21 protein-coding genes are annotated in these 16,801 nt (G+C 45.7%); 10 read left to right on the top strand and 11 right to left on the bottom strand.

What is annotated here, in order from left to right:
* Positions 1 to 5: 5 nt before the first annotated feature.
* Entirely contained in the window at positions 6 to 899 is an 894-nt protein-coding gene (locus tag ICN49_RS07035) for an NAD(P)H-hydrate dehydratase (RefSeq protein ID WP_216166990.1), read from the bottom strand.
* Positions 900 to 959: 60 nt separating this feature from the next.
* Between ICN49_RS07035 and ICN49_RS07030 the strand changes: the two genes are divergently transcribed.
* A complete protein-coding gene (locus ICN49_RS07030) occupies positions 960 to 2,375 on the top strand; it encodes an MBL fold metallo-hydrolase RNA specificity domain-containing protein (protein ID WP_216166989.1) in 1,416 nt (471 codons plus the stop codon).
* A 5-nt stretch (positions 2,376 to 2,380) separates the two neighbouring features.
* Here the strand turns inward: ICN49_RS07030 and ICN49_RS07025 are convergent, their stop codons facing one another.
* Positions 2,381 to 3,187: an ABC transporter substrate-binding protein gene (locus ICN49_RS07025; RefSeq protein ID WP_255535435.1), complete on the bottom strand. Its 807-nt coding sequence runs from the start codon at positions 3,185 to 3,187 to the stop codon at positions 2,381 to 2,383.
* A gap of 58 nt (positions 3,188 to 3,245) precedes the next feature.
* The gene (locus ICN49_RS07020; RefSeq protein ID WP_216166987.1) at positions 3,246 to 3,449 is read right to left on the bottom strand and encodes a hypothetical protein; all 204 of its coding nucleotides are present in this window, start codon (positions 3,447 to 3,449) and stop codon (positions 3,246 to 3,248) included.
* A 173-nt stretch (positions 3,450 to 3,622) separates the two neighbouring features.
* Here ICN49_RS07020 and ICN49_RS07015 point away from each other — a divergent pair, with 173 nt between their 5' ends.
* From ICN49_RS07015 to ICN49_RS07005, 3 genes are read left to right on the top strand one after another with little or no spacing between them, the layout of a single operon-like run.
* A complete protein-coding gene (locus ICN49_RS07015; protein WP_216166986.1) occupies positions 3,623 to 4,480 on the top strand; it encodes an LOG family protein in 858 nt (285 codons plus the stop codon).
* Positions 4,481 to 4,502: 22 nt separating this feature from the next.
* Positions 4,503 to 5,018 (top strand): hypothetical protein, encoded by a 516-nt coding sequence (locus ICN49_RS07010; RefSeq protein ID WP_255535434.1) that lies wholly within the window; start codon positions 4,503 to 4,505, stop codon positions 5,016 to 5,018.
* A 3-nt stretch (positions 5,019 to 5,021) separates the two neighbouring features.
* Positions 5,022 to 6,239: a BaiN/RdsA family NAD(P)/FAD-dependent oxidoreductase gene (locus tag ICN49_RS07005; protein ID WP_216166984.1), complete on the top strand. Its 1,218-nt coding sequence runs from the start codon at positions 5,022 to 5,024 to the stop codon at positions 6,237 to 6,239.
* On the opposite strand, the gene ICN49_RS07000 is transcribed toward ICN49_RS07005, so the two are convergent.
* Entirely contained in the window at positions 6,236 to 7,003 is a 768-nt protein-coding gene (locus ICN49_RS07000; RefSeq protein WP_216166983.1) for a TerC family protein, read from the bottom strand. The two genes, ICN49_RS07005 and ICN49_RS07000, sit on opposite strands and share 4 nt — an antisense overlap.
* Before the next feature lie 53 nt (positions 7,004 to 7,056).
* Between ICN49_RS07000 and ICN49_RS06995 the strand changes: the two genes are divergently transcribed.
* Complete coding sequence (locus tag ICN49_RS06995) at positions 7,057 to 8,040, top strand: Bug family tripartite tricarboxylate transporter substrate binding protein (protein WP_255535433.1); 984 nt, start codon at positions 7,057 to 7,059, stop codon at positions 8,038 to 8,040.
* A gap of 8 nt (positions 8,041 to 8,048) precedes the next feature.
* Here the strand turns inward: ICN49_RS06995 and ICN49_RS06990 are convergent, their stop codons facing one another.
* Entirely contained in the window at positions 8,049 to 8,438 is a 390-nt protein-coding gene (locus tag ICN49_RS06990) for a group II truncated hemoglobin (RefSeq protein ID WP_216166981.1), read from the bottom strand.
* Positions 8,439 to 8,563: 125 nt separating this feature from the next.
* On the opposite strand from ICN49_RS06990, the gene ICN49_RS06985 reads away from it, so the two are divergent.
* Positions 8,564 to 9,091, top strand: coding sequence for a hypothetical protein (locus ICN49_RS06985; RefSeq protein ID WP_216166980.1), 528 nt, complete (start codon positions 8,564 to 8,566; stop codon positions 9,089 to 9,091).
* A 45-nt stretch (positions 9,092 to 9,136) separates the two neighbouring features.
* On the opposite strand, the gene ICN49_RS06980 is transcribed toward ICN49_RS06985, so the two are convergent.
* Both ICN49_RS06980 and ICN49_RS06975 read right to left on the bottom strand, forming a co-directional pair.
* Positions 9,137 to 9,373 carry a TIGR02450 family Trp-rich protein gene (locus ICN49_RS06980; RefSeq protein WP_216166978.1) on the bottom strand — a complete coding sequence of 79 codons (237 nt, stop codon included), beginning with the start codon at positions 9,371 to 9,373 and terminating at the stop codon, positions 9,137 to 9,139.
* Positions 9,374 to 9,384: 11 nt separating this feature from the next.
* Complete coding sequence (locus tag ICN49_RS06975) at positions 9,385 to 9,714, bottom strand: hypothetical protein (protein WP_216166977.1); 330 nt, start codon at positions 9,712 to 9,714, stop codon at positions 9,385 to 9,387.
* 95 nt (positions 9,715 to 9,809) lie between these two features.
* Here ICN49_RS06975 and ICN49_RS06970 point away from each other — a divergent pair, with 95 nt between their 5' ends.
* Entirely contained in the window at positions 9,810 to 10,859 is a 1,050-nt protein-coding gene (locus ICN49_RS06970; protein ID WP_216166975.1) for a fumarylacetoacetate hydrolase family protein, read from the top strand.
* Positions 10,860 to 10,917: 58 nt separating this feature from the next.
* Here the strand turns inward: ICN49_RS06970 and ICN49_RS06965 are convergent, their stop codons facing one another.
* Positions 10,918 to 12,501, bottom strand: a complete 1,584-nt coding sequence (locus ICN49_RS06965) for a rhodanese homology domain-containing protein (protein WP_216166974.1) — start codon at positions 12,499 to 12,501, stop codon at positions 10,918 to 10,920.
* Between the two features lie 53 nt (positions 12,502 to 12,554).
* The gene (locus ICN49_RS06960) at positions 12,555 to 13,568 is read right to left on the bottom strand and encodes a tripartite tricarboxylate transporter substrate binding protein (protein ID WP_255535429.1); all 1,014 of its coding nucleotides are present in this window, start codon (positions 13,566 to 13,568) and stop codon (positions 12,555 to 12,557) included.
* A 119-nt stretch (positions 13,569 to 13,687) separates the two neighbouring features.
* Between ICN49_RS06960 and ICN49_RS06955 the strand changes: the two genes are divergently transcribed.
* From ICN49_RS06955 to mmsB, 3 genes are all read left to right on the top strand, one after another.
* Positions 13,688 to 13,876, top strand: coding sequence for an Hc1-related histone H1-like protein (locus ICN49_RS06955; protein WP_011903187.1), 189 nt, complete (start codon positions 13,688 to 13,690; stop codon positions 13,874 to 13,876).
* Between the two features lie 82 nt (positions 13,877 to 13,958).
* Complete coding sequence (locus ICN49_RS06950; protein ID WP_216166972.1) at positions 13,959 to 14,240, top strand: cupin domain-containing protein; 282 nt, start codon at positions 13,959 to 13,961, stop codon at positions 14,238 to 14,240.
* Between the two features lie 12 nt (positions 14,241 to 14,252).
* Positions 14,253 to 15,137, top strand: a complete 885-nt coding sequence (mmsB, locus tag ICN49_RS06945; RefSeq protein WP_216166971.1) for a 3-hydroxyisobutyrate dehydrogenase — start codon at positions 14,253 to 14,255, stop codon at positions 15,135 to 15,137.
* A 4-nt stretch (positions 15,138 to 15,141) separates the two neighbouring features.
* Here the strand turns inward: mmsB and selD are convergent, their stop codons facing one another.
* Positions 15,142 to 16,212 carry a selenide, water dikinase SelD gene (gene selD / locus ICN49_RS06940; protein ID WP_216166970.1) on the bottom strand — a complete coding sequence of 357 codons (1,071 nt, stop codon included), beginning with the start codon at positions 16,210 to 16,212 and terminating at the stop codon, positions 15,142 to 15,144.
* Positions 16,213 to 16,236: 24 nt separating this feature from the next.
* A complete protein-coding gene (locus tag ICN49_RS06935; RefSeq protein ID WP_216166968.1) occupies positions 16,237 to 16,788 on the bottom strand; it encodes a TlpA family protein disulfide reductase in 552 nt (183 codons plus the stop codon).
* Positions 16,789 to 16,801 lie beyond the last annotated feature (13 nt).

Below are 16,801 nucleotides of genomic sequence, written 5' to 3'. Positions count from 1 at the left end.
TTTACTTATAGAAGACGGTTGAGCATGCTACGCATTTCTAGAATGGTCTCTGATGGTGTAAGTCCAATGGGGCCAATCCCTTTATTGACCAAGCCATCAGCCGCCGATGCATGGAGTTGCACGGCTATGCAGGTCGATGACCATAAATCGAGCTGATGTCGAATACCTTGAGCAGCAATAGCGGCAATACTGCCTGTGAGTACGTCACCCATACCACCTGTACCCATGCCGGGATTGCCTTGCATGCATTGAACGCTAGAGTGCTGCGGAGAGGCAATTAAGGTGTGCCGGCCTTTGAGGGCCACAATGGAGCCAGTTAACTGCGCTAAGCTTTTTAAAGTGACTTGGCGTTGATCTTGAACTTGCTCACTCGATATGTTGAGAAGTCGAGCTGCCTCACCAGGGTGCGGCGTAATGACGCTTAGACCTGGAAATTGTTGATTGCGATTTTGTAATGCCAGTAAAAGCGCTTTGTTGTCGGCGATTAAATTTAGCGCGTCTGCATCGAGGACCAAAGGAATGTTGGGATGCGCCAGGCTCGCTTGAAGCCATGTATAAGCAAGTGAGGAGTTACCCAGACCTGGTCCGATTGCAATGAGATCGGGATTCGTTTTGATCAACAGTTCCGCTGCATTATTACCTGCCGCTCTCACCATTAATTCTGGTTGGTCAAGGAGTGCCTGGGTAGATGTATGGTCGAGCATTTCGAGAATGGTCCAACCGGCACCCAAATGCAATGCGGCATTACCTGCAAGTACCAGTGCACCCGCCATACCAGGGGCGCCGCCAATGATCACAACTTTCCCAGCGTCGCCTTTATGTTCCGATGGCCTTCGCTTTAAATGTTGAATGAGATCCAGTGACGCAAGTTCTACTGGTTCTTGGGTTGATGCTGTCATCCCTATTAATCGCTTTTATTTAGATGGTGAGGGTATTTTAAGGGGTGTATGCTTTTAAGCATGAAGATTCAATTTTTTGGTGCAGCGGGGGAGGTTACGGGTTCACGACACTCGGTCCAGGCTTTCCTTGGTGGTCACGAGAGACGTTTTATTGTTGATTACGGGATGTTTCAAGGTGGACGTGAAGCCAGTCTGAAAAATCTGGAGCCATTGCCATTTTCCCCCCAAGAAATTGACTTTATCGTCTTAACCCATGCCCATATTGACCATAGTGGATTATTGCCACGTCTTTGTGCCCAAGGGTTTACCGGCCCAATCTATTGCACTAGCGCTACCTTTGAGTTATTAAAAATTCTGCTACCGGACAGCGCGCATTTGCAATTTGCAGATGTTGAGCGGGCCGAGCGTAAGCAGAAGGCAGGCAAGTGGCATGGCGATATGCCTGTCGCGCTGTATAGCAGAGAAGAAGTAGAGATGACTTTGAATCAGTTTGAGGTCATAGAGTATGGGCAAGTCGTCAAGCCCTGTGAAGGTGTGCAGTTAGAGTTTCGTAATGCCGGGCATATTCTTGGATCGGCTATTGCTATTTTGGATATTCAGGAAACGGACTCACCAGTAAAGCGCTGCGTGTTCTCTGGTGACATTGGTATGAAGGGCAGAGTCTTAATGCCTGATCCAGCGGTGATTAGCGAGGCAGATGTATTGCTAATTGAATCGACTTATGGAGATCGCCTGCATCGCAGTCTACAAGAGACTGAAGATGAGCTGGTGGAGGTGATTTCATCGACGATGCGCGGACATGGAAATGTGATCATTCCAGCTTTTGCCGTCGGGCGAACCCAAGAGGTGTTATTTCTATTGATTGATTTAGTTCGTAAAGGATTATTGCCGCATCTCAGTATTTGGGTAGATTCGCCGATGGCAACAGCAGCTACACATCTCACCGAGCATTTCTTTTCGCAATTGGATCAGCAGTCGCAGGCGACTTTTGCGTGGTTTAAAGATCATCCAGATGCAGTTAGCCTACGTTTTATTGCCGATGTAGAAGAATCCAAAGCACTTAATAAAATTAAGGGTGGCGCCGTCATTATTTCGGCAAGCGGGATGTGTGATGCTGGTCGAATCGTGCATCACTTAGCTAACAATCTTCCTTATGCGCAGAATGCCATCGTCATCACTGGCTTTCAGGCCTACGGCAGTCTTGGGCGGCGCTTAGTCGACAAGGTTCCTATGGTCCGGTTATTTGGTGAGGAGGTTTTAGTGAAGGCCTCTATCCATACTATTGGAGGCTTGTCAGCGCATGCCGATAAAGCGGGCTTACTAGATTGGCTAAGCGGATTTAAAAAGCCTCCCAAAGCCACATTTGTTGTGCATGGAGAGCCTAAAGCAGCTGCTGCATTTGCTGCAAGTATTCGAGATGAACTAGGCTGGACCCATGTCCAGATTCCGGAGCGCCTACAAACTATTCAGTGCTGAAGATCCTATTCGGCAACCTTGGCACCTTGGATATCGTGACGATACATTGCATTCGCGACAAATCCAGACGCTTTTAACTCGGTAATGATGGCGCTTAAGTAAGCGCTGGTTTTTTCATATCCAGATCTGGCTTTCGGAATGCCGATCGCTTGATTGATCACCATAAACCGTCCAGGCAACATTCTTAAATCTGTATAGCGGGAAGCATCGCTCTCAAGTTGTTGTTTTACACCTGCAGCGACATTTCCTTGGCCACCCATGAAGTCGTCTACCACCGCTTGTGAGCTCGGGGCGCGCAAAATGGTTGCATGTTTAATTTCTCGTGTGAGATAAAGGTCATAAGCACTTCCTTTGCCGACCACAATTTCATTACCAGCCACATCAACTGCTGCGTTGCTGGTAATAGGGGATGACGCTTTGACCATATAGGCGCCTTCGATTTGAATATAGGGTGGGGTATAGCTAATGTCTTCACCTCGCACTGGGTCTATGGCAACAAAGACTAAATCAATATTGCCAGTCTTAATTGCATCTACTGTTGCGCCTGCGCTTTTAAAGGGAATCAGTTGGACCGGTAAACCCGTTCGCTTGCCAATCTCATTAGCAATATCAATCGTCACCCCTTTTGTTTTTTGGGTAACTGCATCAGTCCCCGCTAAAACAGGATTCCCTAAATTAATCCCAACTCGGATTGTGCCGGTTGGTGCAAAGGATTGAAGCATGGCTTTATCAGATGGGTTCATGGCTTTAGGCGATTGGCTATTGGCGAGAGTGGAAAGGAGTAGAAGGCAGGCGCTGAAAAAGTATTTCATAAACAGATGATATAAAAAAACCGCGGCTGACCGCGGTTTTCTTTCGATGTCAGTAAGATTACTTCTTAGCATCGGCAGCTGGGGCTGCTGCAGGTGCAGCCGGAGCAGCAGCTGGTGCATCTTTTTTAGCTTCTTCAACATGCGTAGCTTCAGCACCATGTTTTTCACCACCCATATCAATGTTGCCATCGCCTTTGAGGAGTAGATAGGCTGTAGCACTAATTAATACCAATACCATGATGATGATTGAACGGTTGCTCATTACTTTTCCTTCAGTTTGTTGAAATTGCAATAATCTTAACCTGTGTTTTGGCCTCAGTAAATCCCAATCGCCTCCTAATAAGCCTGAGATGTGTAAGTGATAGCACTTTCTAGGTAGTAATACTGACACTCCAAGAGGTAAGATGGAGTTCTATTTCCTTTCAAGGTAGTGATATGAGCCCAAAGCTCCCCATCAATAATGCACAGACAATTTCTGATTTTTTAAATCTGAATAAGGGTGAAATTTCTGAGAAAACATCTGAGGACTCCTCAAAATTTGCATTTGATGATCCTGCGTTCTTGGCGAGACGTGAAACCTTGGGGATCCGATTTGAATTGGAGCTATTAAAGCCTGATATTTTGCTGCGGGAGCGGGGTATTGATCACACGATTACTGTTTTTGGTTCTGCCCGCTTTGTAAGTTACGAGCAAGCCTTAAAGATGGGGAAAGAAGCTAAGACTTCTGAGGAAATAGCAGAGGCAAAAAATGCCGTGTTGCATAGTAAATACTATGAGTCTGCACGTGAATTCGGAAAGCTTGTGGCTGCTTATAACGCTACACAATTAACAACAAGCAGTAAGCTTCATATCTGTACGGGTGGCGGCCCCGGCATTATGGAGGCAGCTAACCGTGGTGCCTATGAGGCGGGTGATGAAACCATTGGATTTAATATCAGCCTTCCTCGAGAGCAACATCCCAATCCATACATCACCGAAGGTTTGGCGTTTCGATTTCATTACTTCGCCTTGCGCAAGATGCAATTTATGCTCAGAGCAAGGGCAATTGTGGCTTACCCAGGGGGTTTTGGTTCCTTTGATGAGCTCTTTGAAGTATTGACGTTGATGCAGACTGGCAAGGTAGCGGTTCTACCCGTGATCCTGGTTGGTGATGGGTTTTGGTCTGAGGTCCTGAATTTACAAAAGATGATTGAATTCGGTGTGATTGATAAGTCAAGCGTGGACTTAATACATTTTGTTCATACTGCAGAAGAGGCCTGGAAAGTGATTGTTGACTGCTACCAATTGGCTTGATCATCTGTAAAATAGGCTGATCATGATGACGCCTCAAGCCTCCACTCTCATTACCCAATTAGATCTTCCTGGATATGCACTGGGAATCGCTATTTTGCTGCTGGTCATGCTGGTGCATGGAGCCGCCTTATTACAGATTGCTAAGCGCTACGAGGTTAAATCGTTTTTGTATCTTTCTGAACATAAGCATTCTTCAGTCGCTGTTGTTTTTTACATCAGCATTCTGTGTTTATTTCTGACGCACATTGCTGAGATCTTTATTTGGGGTATCTCCCTGTGGGCTTTTAAATTGCTCCCAGTTTTGAGTGAAAGTATTTTGTTTGCGGGCAGTACCTATACGGCAATGGGATTTATGGATGATATTTTGCCGCCTGGCTGGAAAATGCTAGCCATCATTATTGCCTTCTCTGGCATGTTTGCATTTGCTTGGACTGCGTCCGTCATGATCTCCATGACAAAGAACTTTAGACGGGCCTATACCCGCATGCATATGGAAAAGCTCAACATTCCTACTGAAATCATTGAGCGCTTTAAATAAACTATGAGCAAAATTTGGGATGCCGTCATTATTGGTGGCGGAGCTGCTGGTTTATTTTGTGCTGGTGTTGCAGGTCAACTCGGTAAAAAAGTATTGCTACTAGATCACGCTGAGATATTAGGTGAAAAAATACGTATCAGCGGAGGTGGGCGATGTAACTTTACGAATCTTCATAGCAGCCCAGCCAATTTTCTATCTCTTAATGCACACTTTGTAAAAAGTGCATTGGCGCGTTACTCTTCGAAAGATTTTATTCAGTTAGTGCAGACCTATCGCATTGCTTATCACGAGAAGCATCAGGGACAACTCTTCTGTGACGACTCGGCAAAACAGATCATTGATTTATTGTTTTCTGAGTGTGCTAAAGGTGGCGTGAAGATTCGCAATCCCGTAAAGTTGGAAGCGATTTCTCATGAGGCAGATGTTTGGACTATTCAAACTAATCAAGGAGTAGAAAAAACCAAGGCAGTTGTCATGGCGACTGGTGGTTTGCCAGTACCAGCAATTGGGGCCACTGCATATTCCTTGGATATTGCCAAGCAATTCGGACTCAATGTGATTGATCCTCGTCCCGCCTTAGTGCCGCTATCGTTCACTTCTGAGACTTTTTCTAATCTCAATGAATTGGCTGGTCTGAGTTTGCCTGTCCGCATCAGCTCTGGCTCAAAAGGTAGTCGATACGGCGCATGTCGTTTCAATGAAGATCTATTGCTCACACACAAAGGCTTGTCTGGCCCAGCAGTATTGCAAGCAAGTAGTTATTGGACTGAGGGCGAAGCCATTCATATTGATTGGCTTGGTGCGGTTGAAGTTGGCAGCAGCTTTCAGTGCGATGATCTATTCAATAATGAAGATAATCGACTCAAGCTTACTGAAACTATTTTGGCTTCAGTATTGCCGCAACGTCTAGCAAAAGCATTTGCAGAGCAAAAAAACTTATTGGGTCGCAAATGGGCTGAGGTCTCTAAGAAAGATCGACAGGTATTAAAAGAGTTGCTTACCAATTGGTCTGTCAAACCAGCGGGAACCTTGGGTTGGAAAAAAGCTGAGGTGATGTTAGGTGGGGTTGATACCAAAGAGTTGGATGGTCAAACCATGATGTCGCGTAATCATCCTGGACTGTATTTCATTGGCGAGTGCGTAGATGTCACAGGCCATCTTGGGGGGCACAACTTCCAATGGGCTTGGTCAAGCGGCTTTGCTTGCGCTCAAGCACTTTAATCCGCAGAGCTTTTCTTCTTCTTGCGTGAACGGATATTCAGTAGCTCTACCGACAGCGAGAATGCCATTGCGACATAGACATACCCTTTGGGAATATGCACTCCCATTCCCTCGGCAATGAGGACAACGCCAACTACCGTCAAAAAAGATAGGGCCAGCACTTTAATGGAGGGGTGATTATGAACAAAGTCCCCAATAGGCTTGGCTGCGACCAGCATGATCAGAACTGAAGCAAGCACAGCGGCAATCATCACACCAATTTGATCGACCATTCCCACAGCAGTAATCACACTGTCGAGTGAAAAGATAATATCGAGTAAACCAATTTGCACAACTGAGCTAATGAACATCTTTGACATTGATTTTGAATCAATAGCACGTGTTTCAGAGCTCTGATTGGTATCGTGTGCTTCACCAACTTCTACTTCTGTATAAATTTCTTTGGAGGCTTTCCAGATTAAGAAGAAGCCACCAAGTAATAAGATTAAATCTCGCCCCGAAATGACATGATCCGCAATAGTCAGTAATGCTTGATTGAGTCCCATCACCCAAGAAAGGCTTAATAGCAACAGAATGCGGGTGAGTAGTGCAAAAAGCAGGCCAAACTGTCTGACTTGTTCGCGGATTTCCACTGGGAGACGATTGGCGATGACGCTGATAAAGATGATGTTATCGATCCCTAAGACAACCTCAAGGGCGCAGAGGGTTAGGAATGCGATCCAAACGCCAGGGTCGTTTAAGTAGGTGGTGACGAGTTCAATCATGTTTAGATGGGGTGCCTTTCGGGTAAAGTGTATCTAACTACACTCACTCCACCATGACAAAGTTGATATCCATGCGCGCTGTCCGGACATTTCTAGTTATAACGCTATCTTTTTTGCTATTGCAGGGGGTGCAAGCCGCCTATCCCGATAAGCCTATCAAAGTTGTTATTGGATTTCCGGCGGGTGGGCCCTTAGATGCCCATATACGTCTTCTGGTGGATAAGCTTCAAAATGCATTAGGTCAACCAGTCATTGTCGATTACAAGTCTGGAGCTGGTGGTGCAGTAGGCGCCCAGTTTGTTGCTCAGTCTCCTGCTGATGGATACACGGTGTTACTTGCCAATACAGGGACGATGGTGATTAACCCAGCGATCTATACAAAATCCCCTTATGACACTTTGAAGGACTTTCAGCCCATTGCACGCACTGCCCAGCAGCCATTAGCCTTAATTGTGAACAACGATGTTCCGGCGCAGACACTCAAAGAGTTTGTTGCCTACGCAAAAGCAAACCCAGGAAAATTGAATTATGGTTCCGCTGGCAATGGCGGAATTTCCCATTTGGTGCCAGAGATGCTTAAAAATGAAACCGGTATTTTTATAGTGCACATCCCCTTTAAGGGCAGTGCGCCAGCCTTTACTGATCTCATGGCTGGTCACGTGCAATTTATGGCGGAGTCTGTCCCCCAGGCTGCTAACTATGCCAAGCAGGGCAAAGTGAGGGCGCTAGCAGTAACGAGTGCTAAACGTAACCCAGCTTTACCAAATACCCCGACAGTCCTCGAGACAGGTGTGGCCAATTTAGAAGTAGTGGGTTTTTATGGAATTCTGGCACCTAAAGGCACTCCACTAGAGGTGGTGAATAAATTAAGCCAAGCATTTAAAGAGACGCTGGAATCGCCTGAGATTCAAAAGAAGATGATGGATCAGGGGGCTGATCCCGCATACTTAAATGCAGAGCAATTTACGAAATTCTTGAACACAGAAATGCCGCGTTGGGCGAAGGCTGTCAAGCAAGCTGGCGCTAAGCTCGACTGAGGCTCTTGCTAGTTGGGTTGATTTCTCATCCAATCGGCAGTGTTGAAGAAAGATTCATGCAATTGATCGGCAATATTGCCCTCAATACCGCAATCCTCAAGCGCTTGATACATGCAAGCTAACCACTGATTGCGCTCTTTCATGCCAATCTTAAAAGGGAGGTGTCTTGCCCTTAACATTGGGTGACCATACTTAGGCGAGTAAATATCAGGCCCGCCCATCCAGCCCGTGAGGAAAAATTTGAGTTTTTCACGAGATCCAGAGAGGTCAGCAGGGTGCATGGCACGAAGATCGGACAAGGTCTCTTCCAGTGCCATTAAATCGTAAAAGCGATCAACCAGCTCATCGACTTTGTCGATACCGCCAATGGCTTCATATAGGCTATTTTGTCCTGTCATAAACCTATTTTAATATGGAAAAGCAGGGCAATTGGCAAGTATAGAAAATCGGTATAGAGTTATCTTAGAAGCAGTTGATGAAGCACTTTGGTATTTATTCATAATCACTTTATTAAGGAAAAATGATGGACGCAAAAGATTTTCAAAAATGGCAACAAGAAAAAGCAAAAGAACTTTTTAGTTATTCCCATAAGCTCTTGGATGCCGCCAAGCAACTCAGTGAGCACCACATTGCAGAAATTGAGTGGGGCATGAAAAATGCGCTGGATAGCGCTAAGTCTGCAGCTAAAAATGACCTGACTAAGCTTAAAGACTTACAAGAAGAGGCGACTAAAGAGGCTGCAAAGCGTGCAGCTGTCTACCAGAAGAAGGTTAAAGCTGTTCTGAAAGATCTTGGCGAAAATGCTGCTGATGAAACAGAGAAGCATTTAGAGAAAGTGCGCACCTCTTTAGTGGGCTGGTTAGAGGATGCTGAGAATAAATTGCCAGCGCATGCTGATAAGCTTTCTAAAGTTGTTCATGAGATGTCGACTACGGGTCAGAAAATGTTTAAAGAAGGACGCCGGATTGTTAATCAAGTAGCGGATGCTGCTGAGAAAAACCTAGATGGTCTTTCTAGTAAGGCCTCTGGCGGCAAGAAGAAGAACGATTGATTTTATTTTTCCCCTCGATAAAAGACCGCTTGCTAGTGGTCTTTTTTATTTCCAGCCCTGAATCCAGATTTCTGGATTACTAAGATCGCGCCAAGGAATGATCTGAGTCTGATTGCTATAGATAGCCTCAAGCTCAATAAACTCAATTCTCTCGTCTGGAGGCTCTGGAAAAATGACCTTGCTTACTAAAAAATGTTTCTGTTTATTGGTGGGATGAACGGCAGTCCATTTAGTAAGTAGTAATTTCTTGGGATGGATAGGGTTTGAGGAGTGGATAGACATATGATTTTTACTTAAAGCGCTTTGCAATGTAGTTGATTGTCTTGATCTAGCAAAGCCCCTGTACTAGGAATGAAGGTGACCTGAGATTTTTCAATCGCAGCTGGGCAATTGCTATCGAAGTAGCTCTTATCCCCTAGACTGCCACAATAATTTAACTGCTTGCTCTGAAGTTGCATTTGGGCTTTTTTGAGGACCATGGGCAACTTGTCACCAGCTGTATTTTCGCAATTCCAGCTGGTGTACGTTTCCCGCTCACAAGCGCTTAAGCTGAGAAGCAAGGCTATCACTAGGCAGGCACTGAGCTGAATATGGAATGGTTTCATGGCTTTAAGAATAGCCATTTTTCAAAATTCCTGCCTATTTCAAGCTTTCGTATTAAGATTTGAGGCAATGGGACCTTAGAAGGCCCTTAGTAAAAATACAAAAAGGAGATGTTGTGGATACAAATCGTCGAGATATGCTCAAGCTTGGAACTTCAGCCGCAATTGGTGGCTTACTGATGCCTGCTGGAGCTGCATCAGCCCAAGATCGTCAGCCGATCGTAGTGGAGCCAATGACTGGTAAGGCGGGATTTCGCATTGCCAACTATTTACCGAAGATGGGAGCTACTTCTCGCTTAGGCTTGGTCACCAATGATGGTTTGGTAGTCGACATCCCAGCAGAAGCTGCTCGTCAAAAGGTGCAACTTTCATTTGATCCTACTTCAACAATTTCTTTAGCCGCATCCGGTAACAGGGGATTGCTAGAGCTTGCTACGCTATTTAAGAATCGTGGCTCTAATTTGGTCAATGTCAATCAAGTGATTTTGCTGTCACCCATTCCTAAACCGCAAAGCAATATTTACTGTGTGGGTTGGAACTACCTAGATCACTTTGACGAGGGTAAAAAGAATCGCGCTGATTCGGCTGTCAAAGAGTATCCAAAAGTTCCCGTTCTTTTTACCAAGGGTACTCAGACTATGAATGGTCCTTTTGATAGCATTCCCTATGATGGCGGTTATTCAACCCAGATTGATTGGGAAGCTGAATTAGCAGTCATTATTGGCAAGAAGGGTAAGAATATTTCCGAAGAGTCCGCCATGGATTATGTTTTTGGCTATTCTGCTTATAACGACACTACTGCACGCGATGTCCAGCAGAAACGTCACTCAGGCCAATGGTTTAAAGGTAAGAGCTTGGATGGTCATGGACCAATGGGCCCTTGGGTTGTCACGGCTGGCGGCGTTGACTTGGATGACACGCGCATCATCTGCCGTGTGAACGGCGTTGAAAAACAAAATGCTAGTTACAAGCAGATGTTTTTCAAAATCCCTGTGATTATTTCAGAACTATCACGCAGTTTGACATTACTCCCTGGCGACATTATTGCCACCGGCACACCTTCAGGTGTGGGCTTTGGTAGAACTCCTCAAGAGTTTTTAAAGCCAGGCGATATGATGGAAACACAAATCACTGGGGTAGGGATCATTCGCAATAAGATTGCTTAACTTAAAATGCAAGCAAAAAAAGCGCTGGACTTACCAGCGCTTTTTTATTGGAATAAGCTTAGAGAACCCAAAAGTGATGGGTGCCGTCTTTGCCTAACTGCTCAACTAAACCAAACTCCCAGTCTAGGTAAGCCTGCATGGCTGCAGTATCAATGCCAGTACCTTCATAGGGGCGCTTATAGCGATCTAGCGGTGGCGAGGCGAGATGTGTTGCGCCTTTCTCAATCTCCAATCCTGCATCAGTCCATCCTGTGTTGCCGCCCCTGAGTACATAAACCTCAACACCGCTCAGGGATTTGAATTCTTCTGCAATAAAGCTAGCTAATTGCGGTGGGGTGCTGGTGAGAACGTAGCGATTAGCCTTGGGGAGTTTTCCTAAAGCATCTACTAGCTGTGAGCGCAACGCAAACCAAGCGCCAGGGATGTGGCCCTTGACGTAATTAGCATGGGTACTGAAATCCACTATCAAGGTATTGGAATTCTCCTTGATCCATTCTGAAAGCATGGTTGGGTCGACACTCTGAACACTCGGCAGGCTTGGCATAGGAGCCTGCCATGGACCTTTCTGCGTTAAATCACTGGCCTTAATATCGTCTAATACATAAACCTCCCAGGCCATCTGCGCTAGCCATGAAGCTGGCATGTTTGCGCGAACGCCACCAGGGTCTGCTAAGACGATACGGGCGCCTCTTACTGGGGCAACCATCTCCGTCTCTTGAACGAGCTGTCCACCAGGAACAGAACGAAATCCTGGTAAGTGGCCAGCTTCATATTCTTCTGGGGTGCGAGTGTCAAAGAAATAAGTCGTGCGATCTACCTGCGCTTGCCATTTGGCTACATCGGCAAAGCTTGCACACTTTACATTGGCTCGATCAGCAACGGAGCGCGCTCGTTCAGCAGCGGTATCAGAAATTTCATTGCTCACTTCTTTAAACTTGCGACTTTGACCCTTATCGAGAACTTGCCCAGCTAAAGTCCAGCCAATCGTGCCATTGCGTAATGCATTCACTTCATTAGGAATACCGGCATTAATCAAGGATTGTGTGCCAATAATGCTACGGGTTCTACCAGCACAGTTCACAATGATTTTTGTCTTAGGATTAGGGGCTAGGTCAGGAACCCTCAGAACCAGTTCAGCGCCTGGAACGCTGATGCCGGTTGGGATGCTCATGGTGTGATATTCATCAAAGCGGCGGACATCCACTACCACTACGTCAGCCTTGTCATCAATTAACTTCTGAACCTCTTGAGCTGATAGAGAGGGGGTGTGACGTTTAGATTCAACCAACTCGCCAAACGATTTGCTTGGCACATTAACATCTTTGAACACTTCGCCGCCAGCAGCTTTCCATGCCTGCACTCCGCCTTCAAAAATAGAAACATCGGCATATCCAAGCCCTCGTAATTTTTGCGCAGCAAGTTCGGCATATCCTTCGCCATCATCTAAGGTAACGATAGAGACATCTTTTCTGGGTAACTTTCCAAAGGCATCAATCTCAATACGAGAGAGCGGAAGATTTGCTGCAAAGAGGGGATGCTCTTGAGCATGTGGGTCTTCTTCGCGCACATCTAAAAAAGCAATCTCTTCTTTATTGAGTAGCTTGTTGCGAACAAAAGAATAATTTGTAATATTGAAGCTCATACGGCTCTCTTATTTGATGAATAACTAAATATATGAATGATAGCAATTAAAAATTAATCTAACTTTGCACCAGATTTTTTAACAACATCATTCCAGCGCACAATTTCTTGATTGATAAAGACTGCTAATTCCTGCCGCGTCATCTTGGGTGCGCTAGCTCCCATGGAGGCCCAGCGCTCCTTGATTTCTGGTGAGGCAAGTGCAATTTGTACTTCAGCACTCATTTTCTCGATAATATCTTTCGGGGTGCCTTTAATGGCCCACATAGCGTACCAACTAGAAACTACAAAGTTTGATATTCCTAATTCTTGGGCCGTAGGTAGGTTTGGAAAAGCGTCTACTCGTTTTTGGGTGGTAACAGCCACGGCAATTAACTGACCATTCCTAATGAAGGGCGCAGCGCCTGCCAAGGTATCAAACATCATGTCCACTTGTCCTGCAACTACATCTTGTAACGCCGGCCCTGTTCCCCGATACGGGATATGTGTAATGAATAATTTGTTTTGCATCTTGAATAATTCACCAGTTAAATGCTGTGAGGTGCCATTGCCAGTTGATGCGTAGTTATATTTTCCTGGGTGCTTGCGAATTTCTTCGATGATCGATTTCAAATCATTCTTAGGAAATTTGTTTGGGTTAACAACAATCACGTGGGGTACGCTGCCAATAATGGCTATTGGTTCAAAATCTTTTGTAATGTCGTAGGAGAGATTGGCGTACATGCTCGGGGCAATTGAGTGATGCACCGCACCAAGAAGCCAGGTATAACCATCAGGAGCCATTTTTGCTGCAACTGCAGCACCCAGCGTTCCACCCGCACCCCCGCGATTGTCGACCACAATAGAATCATTCAGTTGAGTAGAGAGCTGTTTAGCTAAGGGGCGTCCAAAAGCATCTACCGCTCCACCTGGGGGGAAGGGGTTAATAAAGGTGATTGGCTTGCTTGAGGAAGGCCAAGAGCTGCTCTGTGCGCCCGCTGACATGCAAATGACGCTAGTAATAAGTAAAAGAAGGGTTTTTTTGAACATTTCTAGGGTCTCCGGGATATTTTTCTGTAATTTGAACATTCTGTCTGATGTGCTGCTTCTAAGAGTTATCCCTGATGAAAAGCCCCATTTTTTATCGTTTTTATCGATATATACTGATTCGGCGTTTGTAATTGAATATTTAATTAAGAGGAGACAAGATGTCACAACACGATACATTGCTAGCTGCTTTTGAAGCATACAAAGCAGAGAATGAAAAGTTCATTGAAAAAGGCATTAAGGCATCTGCTGCACGTGCTCGTAAAGCACTACAAGAAATCGCTGGCGCCTGTAAAGAGCGTCGTAAAGAGATCACAGCTACAAAAGAGGCGATGGAAGCTAAGAAGTAATTTCCACTCATATTCTTAAAAAGCCTAGTTCAGTAATGGACTAGGCTTTTTGCTTTAGTGCGCATCCGCCATTGCTGAATCGATGACTAAAACAGAATTTATACACATGCTGATGCAAGAGGGCTATCCTGACCCTGTTGAGGTCCAACGTGAGCCCCGCGGATCATTGGATGAGCACTCTCATCCTTTTGAAGTGTATGCGCTGATCTTAGATGGTGATATTGAGTTAATCATAGAAGGTGAAAGTGCTGTTTATAAGCCTGGTGATATTTTTTACTTAGGCGCATATGAGCCTCACTCAGAAAGATATGGGAAAGAGGGTGTTCTCTACCTAGCAAGCAGAAGGTCGGTTGATGATTTATAGCGAGAGGTGTATATGAAGGTCGCATTTATTGGTTTGGGCAACATGGGTTTGCCAATGGCACTCAATCTTTTGAAGGCTGGGTATAGCGTTACTGGCTTTGATTTAGTTCAGAGTCAGATTGACGCTTTTGTTGGTGCAGGTGGTCTGCCAGAAAAGAGCGCCGCTTTAGCTGTCATTGACGCCGACATCGTAATCAGCATGCTCCCGGCCTCACGCCATGTGGAAAGTCTATATCTTGGCGATGCTGGCATCTTGGCCCATGCCAATCCTCGGGCCTTATTGATTGACTGCTCCACTATCTCACCTAAGGTTGCCCAAGACGTAGCCAAAACTGCTAAAGCCAAGGGATTTGCCATGATCGATGCCCCAGTTTCAGGCGGTACTGCCGGGGCGCAAGCGGCTACCTTGACCTTTATGGTTGGTGGCGATGCCAAGGATCTAGAGCGGGCTCGACCTCTGCTGGAGAAGATGGGTAAAAACATTTTCCATGCAGGTGCTAATGGCAGTGGCCAAACCGTTAAGGTTTGCAACAACATGCTCTTGGGTATTCAGATGCTGGGAACAAGTGAGGCCCTACGTTTGGGTATTGCCAATGGCATGGACCCGAAAATCTTGTCTGACATCATGACGAAAAGCTCTGGCCGTAATTGGGCTTTGGAGTTATACAACCCATGCCCGAACGTAATGGAGAATGTGCCCTCATCCAAAAACTATGCAGGTGGTTTTGGGGTGGATTTAATGCTGAAGGATTTAGGTTTAGCAGTGGAGAACGCGCAGGATTTAAATGCCAGCACTCCCTTGGGAGAGTTGGCTCATCACTTGTACGAGTTACACAGTAAAGCTGGAAATGGTGCGCTGGATTTCTCTAGCGTATTTAATCTAACTAAAGTCGAATAGACATTTAATTAGAAATCACCAGCGACTTCTCTTCTTTTGCACCCATTTGGCCAATGACGCGCGCACCCAAGAACTGATGGCGACTAAAGATATCCAACACTTCTTTAACTGTATCTGGACTGCAAGAGACTAGTAGTCCGCCACTGGTTTGAGGATCGGTTAATAAAGCCTGTTGTGCTTTAGTGAAACCCATTGGTAAAGAAATTTCGTCGCCATAGCTTTGCCAATTGCGATCCGATGCCCCTGTAATGACATCTTGGTCTGCAAGTTCTTGCACTTGAGAGAGAAGTGGCACTTGGCTCCAGTCGATATGGGCTGTGCAATGTGACCCTCGTGCCAGCTCAAGCATATGACCGGCTAAACCAAAGCCAGTGACGTCGGTGAGAGCATGAACACCAGGCAACTTAGCAAGATCAGGGCCAGCCGAATTTAACTTGGTCGTGTTGGAGATCATTTCTTGATAACCAGCTGGGCTCAAGAGATCTTTCTTTAATGCAGCAGAAAGAATGCCGACACCAATGGGCTTTCCAAGGATGAGAACATCACCCGGTTTAGCTGCGGCATTGCTCTTGATTTGTTTTGGGTCGATGATGCCGATTGCTACCAATCCATAGATGGGCTCTACAGAATCAATCGTATGACCTCCAGCAATAGCGATACCTGCGCTACGACAGGCTTCTGCGCCACCTTCTAGAATGCGTGCGATGGTGGCATTTGATAAGACCTTGATAGGCATACCAACAAGTGCAAGCGCAAAGAGTGGTGTACCACCCATGGCATAAATATCGCTAATGGCATTGGTAGCAGCAATCTTCCCAAAATCAAATGGATCATCGACGATCGGCATAAAGAAATCCGTGGTCGCAACAATCGCTTGTGAATCATTAATCTGATAGACAGCTGCATCATCAGAAGTCTCAATACCAATCAGCAGCTCTTTAGGAAAAGGTAGTTGCGGCACACCTTTTAGAATTTCTGAGAGGACGGCCGGTGCAATCTTGCATCCACAACCACCACCATGAGACAGGGAGGTAAGGCGAGGTTCAGTATTTTCTAGATGATGAATGGTGTTCATTGTTTTTCGATCAGAAATAGTCATTTATTGACGTAGTAGCGTTTCAATTTTACCGCTCACTTCTTCGCTATCGGCATTATCAATTGCGCCAATCCAGACGCCGTCAATTTTGCCCTGCTTATTGATAAGGAAGGTCGTTGGGATGCCGCGGGCTTTCCAGGTTTTATAAATGATGCTGTTGCGGTCCTGCAAAACCTCGATAGCGTTTTCAGGGATGCCATTACCTTTAAGGAATTGGGTAATGCGAGGTTTCATTTCTGCCAAGTTCACGGCAAAAACTTTCAGACCTTTGGCGCCGTACTTATCTTGCAAGTAGGTAAGCTCTGTAAATTCTTCTCTGCACGGTTCACACCAGCTAGCCCAAAAATTCACAATCACGACTTTACCTTTGAAAGCGTTGATATCAACTGGTGTACCCGCTAAGTTATTGAGCAGTAATGGTGGGGTTTGGCTTAAGCCAACCTTGCTGACGGCTTGCCATTGCGCAGAGGCGTAAGCACCCCATAGGCTGAGACAAATAAAAAACAGCGAGAGAAATATTCCCCTCGCTGTTTGTTTTTTTATCAGATCTATCACTAGAAATTCTTAA

It is taken from the genome of Polynucleobacter finlandensis, assembly GCF_018881755.1.
GTDB lineage: Bacteria > Pseudomonadota > Gammaproteobacteria > Burkholderiales > Burkholderiaceae > Polynucleobacter > Polynucleobacter finlandensis.
The sequence above is the reverse complement of the archived record's forward strand: the minus strand, read 5'-3'. Positions and strand labels throughout refer to the sequence as shown.

Coding starts and splice junctions, on each gene's coding strand:
- ICN49_RS06965 (WP_216166974.1), bottom strand. CDS start 12,501: ATGAGCTTCAATATTACAAATTATTCTTTTGTTCGCAACAAGCTACTC.
- selD (WP_216166970.1), bottom strand. CDS start 16,212: ATGAACACCATTCATCATCTAGAAAATACTGAACCTCGCCTTACCTCC.
- ICN49_RS06960 (WP_255535429.1), bottom strand. CDS start 13,568: ATGTTCAAATTACAGAAAAATATCCCGGAGACCCTAGAAATGTTCAAA.
- mmsB (WP_216166971.1), top strand. CDS start 14,253: ATGAAGGTCGCATTTATTGGTTTGGGCAACATGGGTTTGCCAATGGCA.
- ICN49_RS07020 (WP_216166987.1), bottom strand. CDS start 3,449: ATGAGCAACCGTTCAATCATCATCATGGTATTGGTATTAATTAGTGCT.
- ICN49_RS06990 (WP_216166981.1), bottom strand. CDS start 8,438: ATGACAGGACAAAATAGCCTATATGAAGCCATTGGCGGTATCGACAAA.
- ICN49_RS07035 (WP_216166990.1), bottom strand. CDS start 899: ATGACAGCATCAACCCAAGAACCAGTAGAACTTGCGTCACTGGATCTC.
- ICN49_RS06995 (WP_255535433.1), top strand. CDS start 7,057: ATGACAAAGTTGATATCCATGCGCGCTGTCCGGACATTTCTAGTTATA.
- ICN49_RS07000 (WP_216166983.1), bottom strand. CDS start 7,003: ATGATTGAACTCGTCACCACCTACTTAAACGACCCTGGCGTTTGGATC.
- ICN49_RS06950 (WP_216166972.1), top strand. CDS start 13,959: ATGACTAAAACAGAATTTATACACATGCTGATGCAAGAGGGCTATCCT.
- ICN49_RS06955 (WP_011903187.1), top strand. CDS start 13,688: ATGTCACAACACGATACATTGCTAGCTGCTTTTGAAGCATACAAAGCA.
- ICN49_RS07015 (WP_216166986.1), top strand. CDS start 3,623: ATGAGCCCAAAGCTCCCCATCAATAATGCACAGACAATTTCTGATTTT.
- ICN49_RS07030 (WP_216166989.1), top strand. CDS start 960: ATGAAGATTCAATTTTTTGGTGCAGCGGGGGAGGTTACGGGTTCACGA.
- ICN49_RS06980 (WP_216166978.1), bottom strand. CDS start 9,373: ATGTCTATCCACTCCTCAAACCCTATCCATCCCAAGAAATTACTACTT.
- ICN49_RS07010 (WP_255535434.1), top strand. CDS start 4,503: ATGATGACGCCTCAAGCCTCCACTCTCATTACCCAATTAGATCTTCCT.
- ICN49_RS07025 (WP_255535435.1), bottom strand. CDS start 3,187: ATGAAATACTTTTTCAGCGCCTGCCTTCTACTCCTTTCCACTCTCGCC.
- ICN49_RS06985 (WP_216166980.1), top strand. CDS start 8,564: ATGGACGCAAAAGATTTTCAAAAATGGCAACAAGAAAAAGCAAAAGAA.
- ICN49_RS07005 (WP_216166984.1), top strand. CDS start 5,022: ATGAGCAAAATTTGGGATGCCGTCATTATTGGTGGCGGAGCTGCTGGT.
- ICN49_RS06975 (WP_216166977.1), bottom strand. CDS start 9,714: ATGGCTATTCTTAAAGCCATGAAACCATTCCATATTCAGCTCAGTGCC.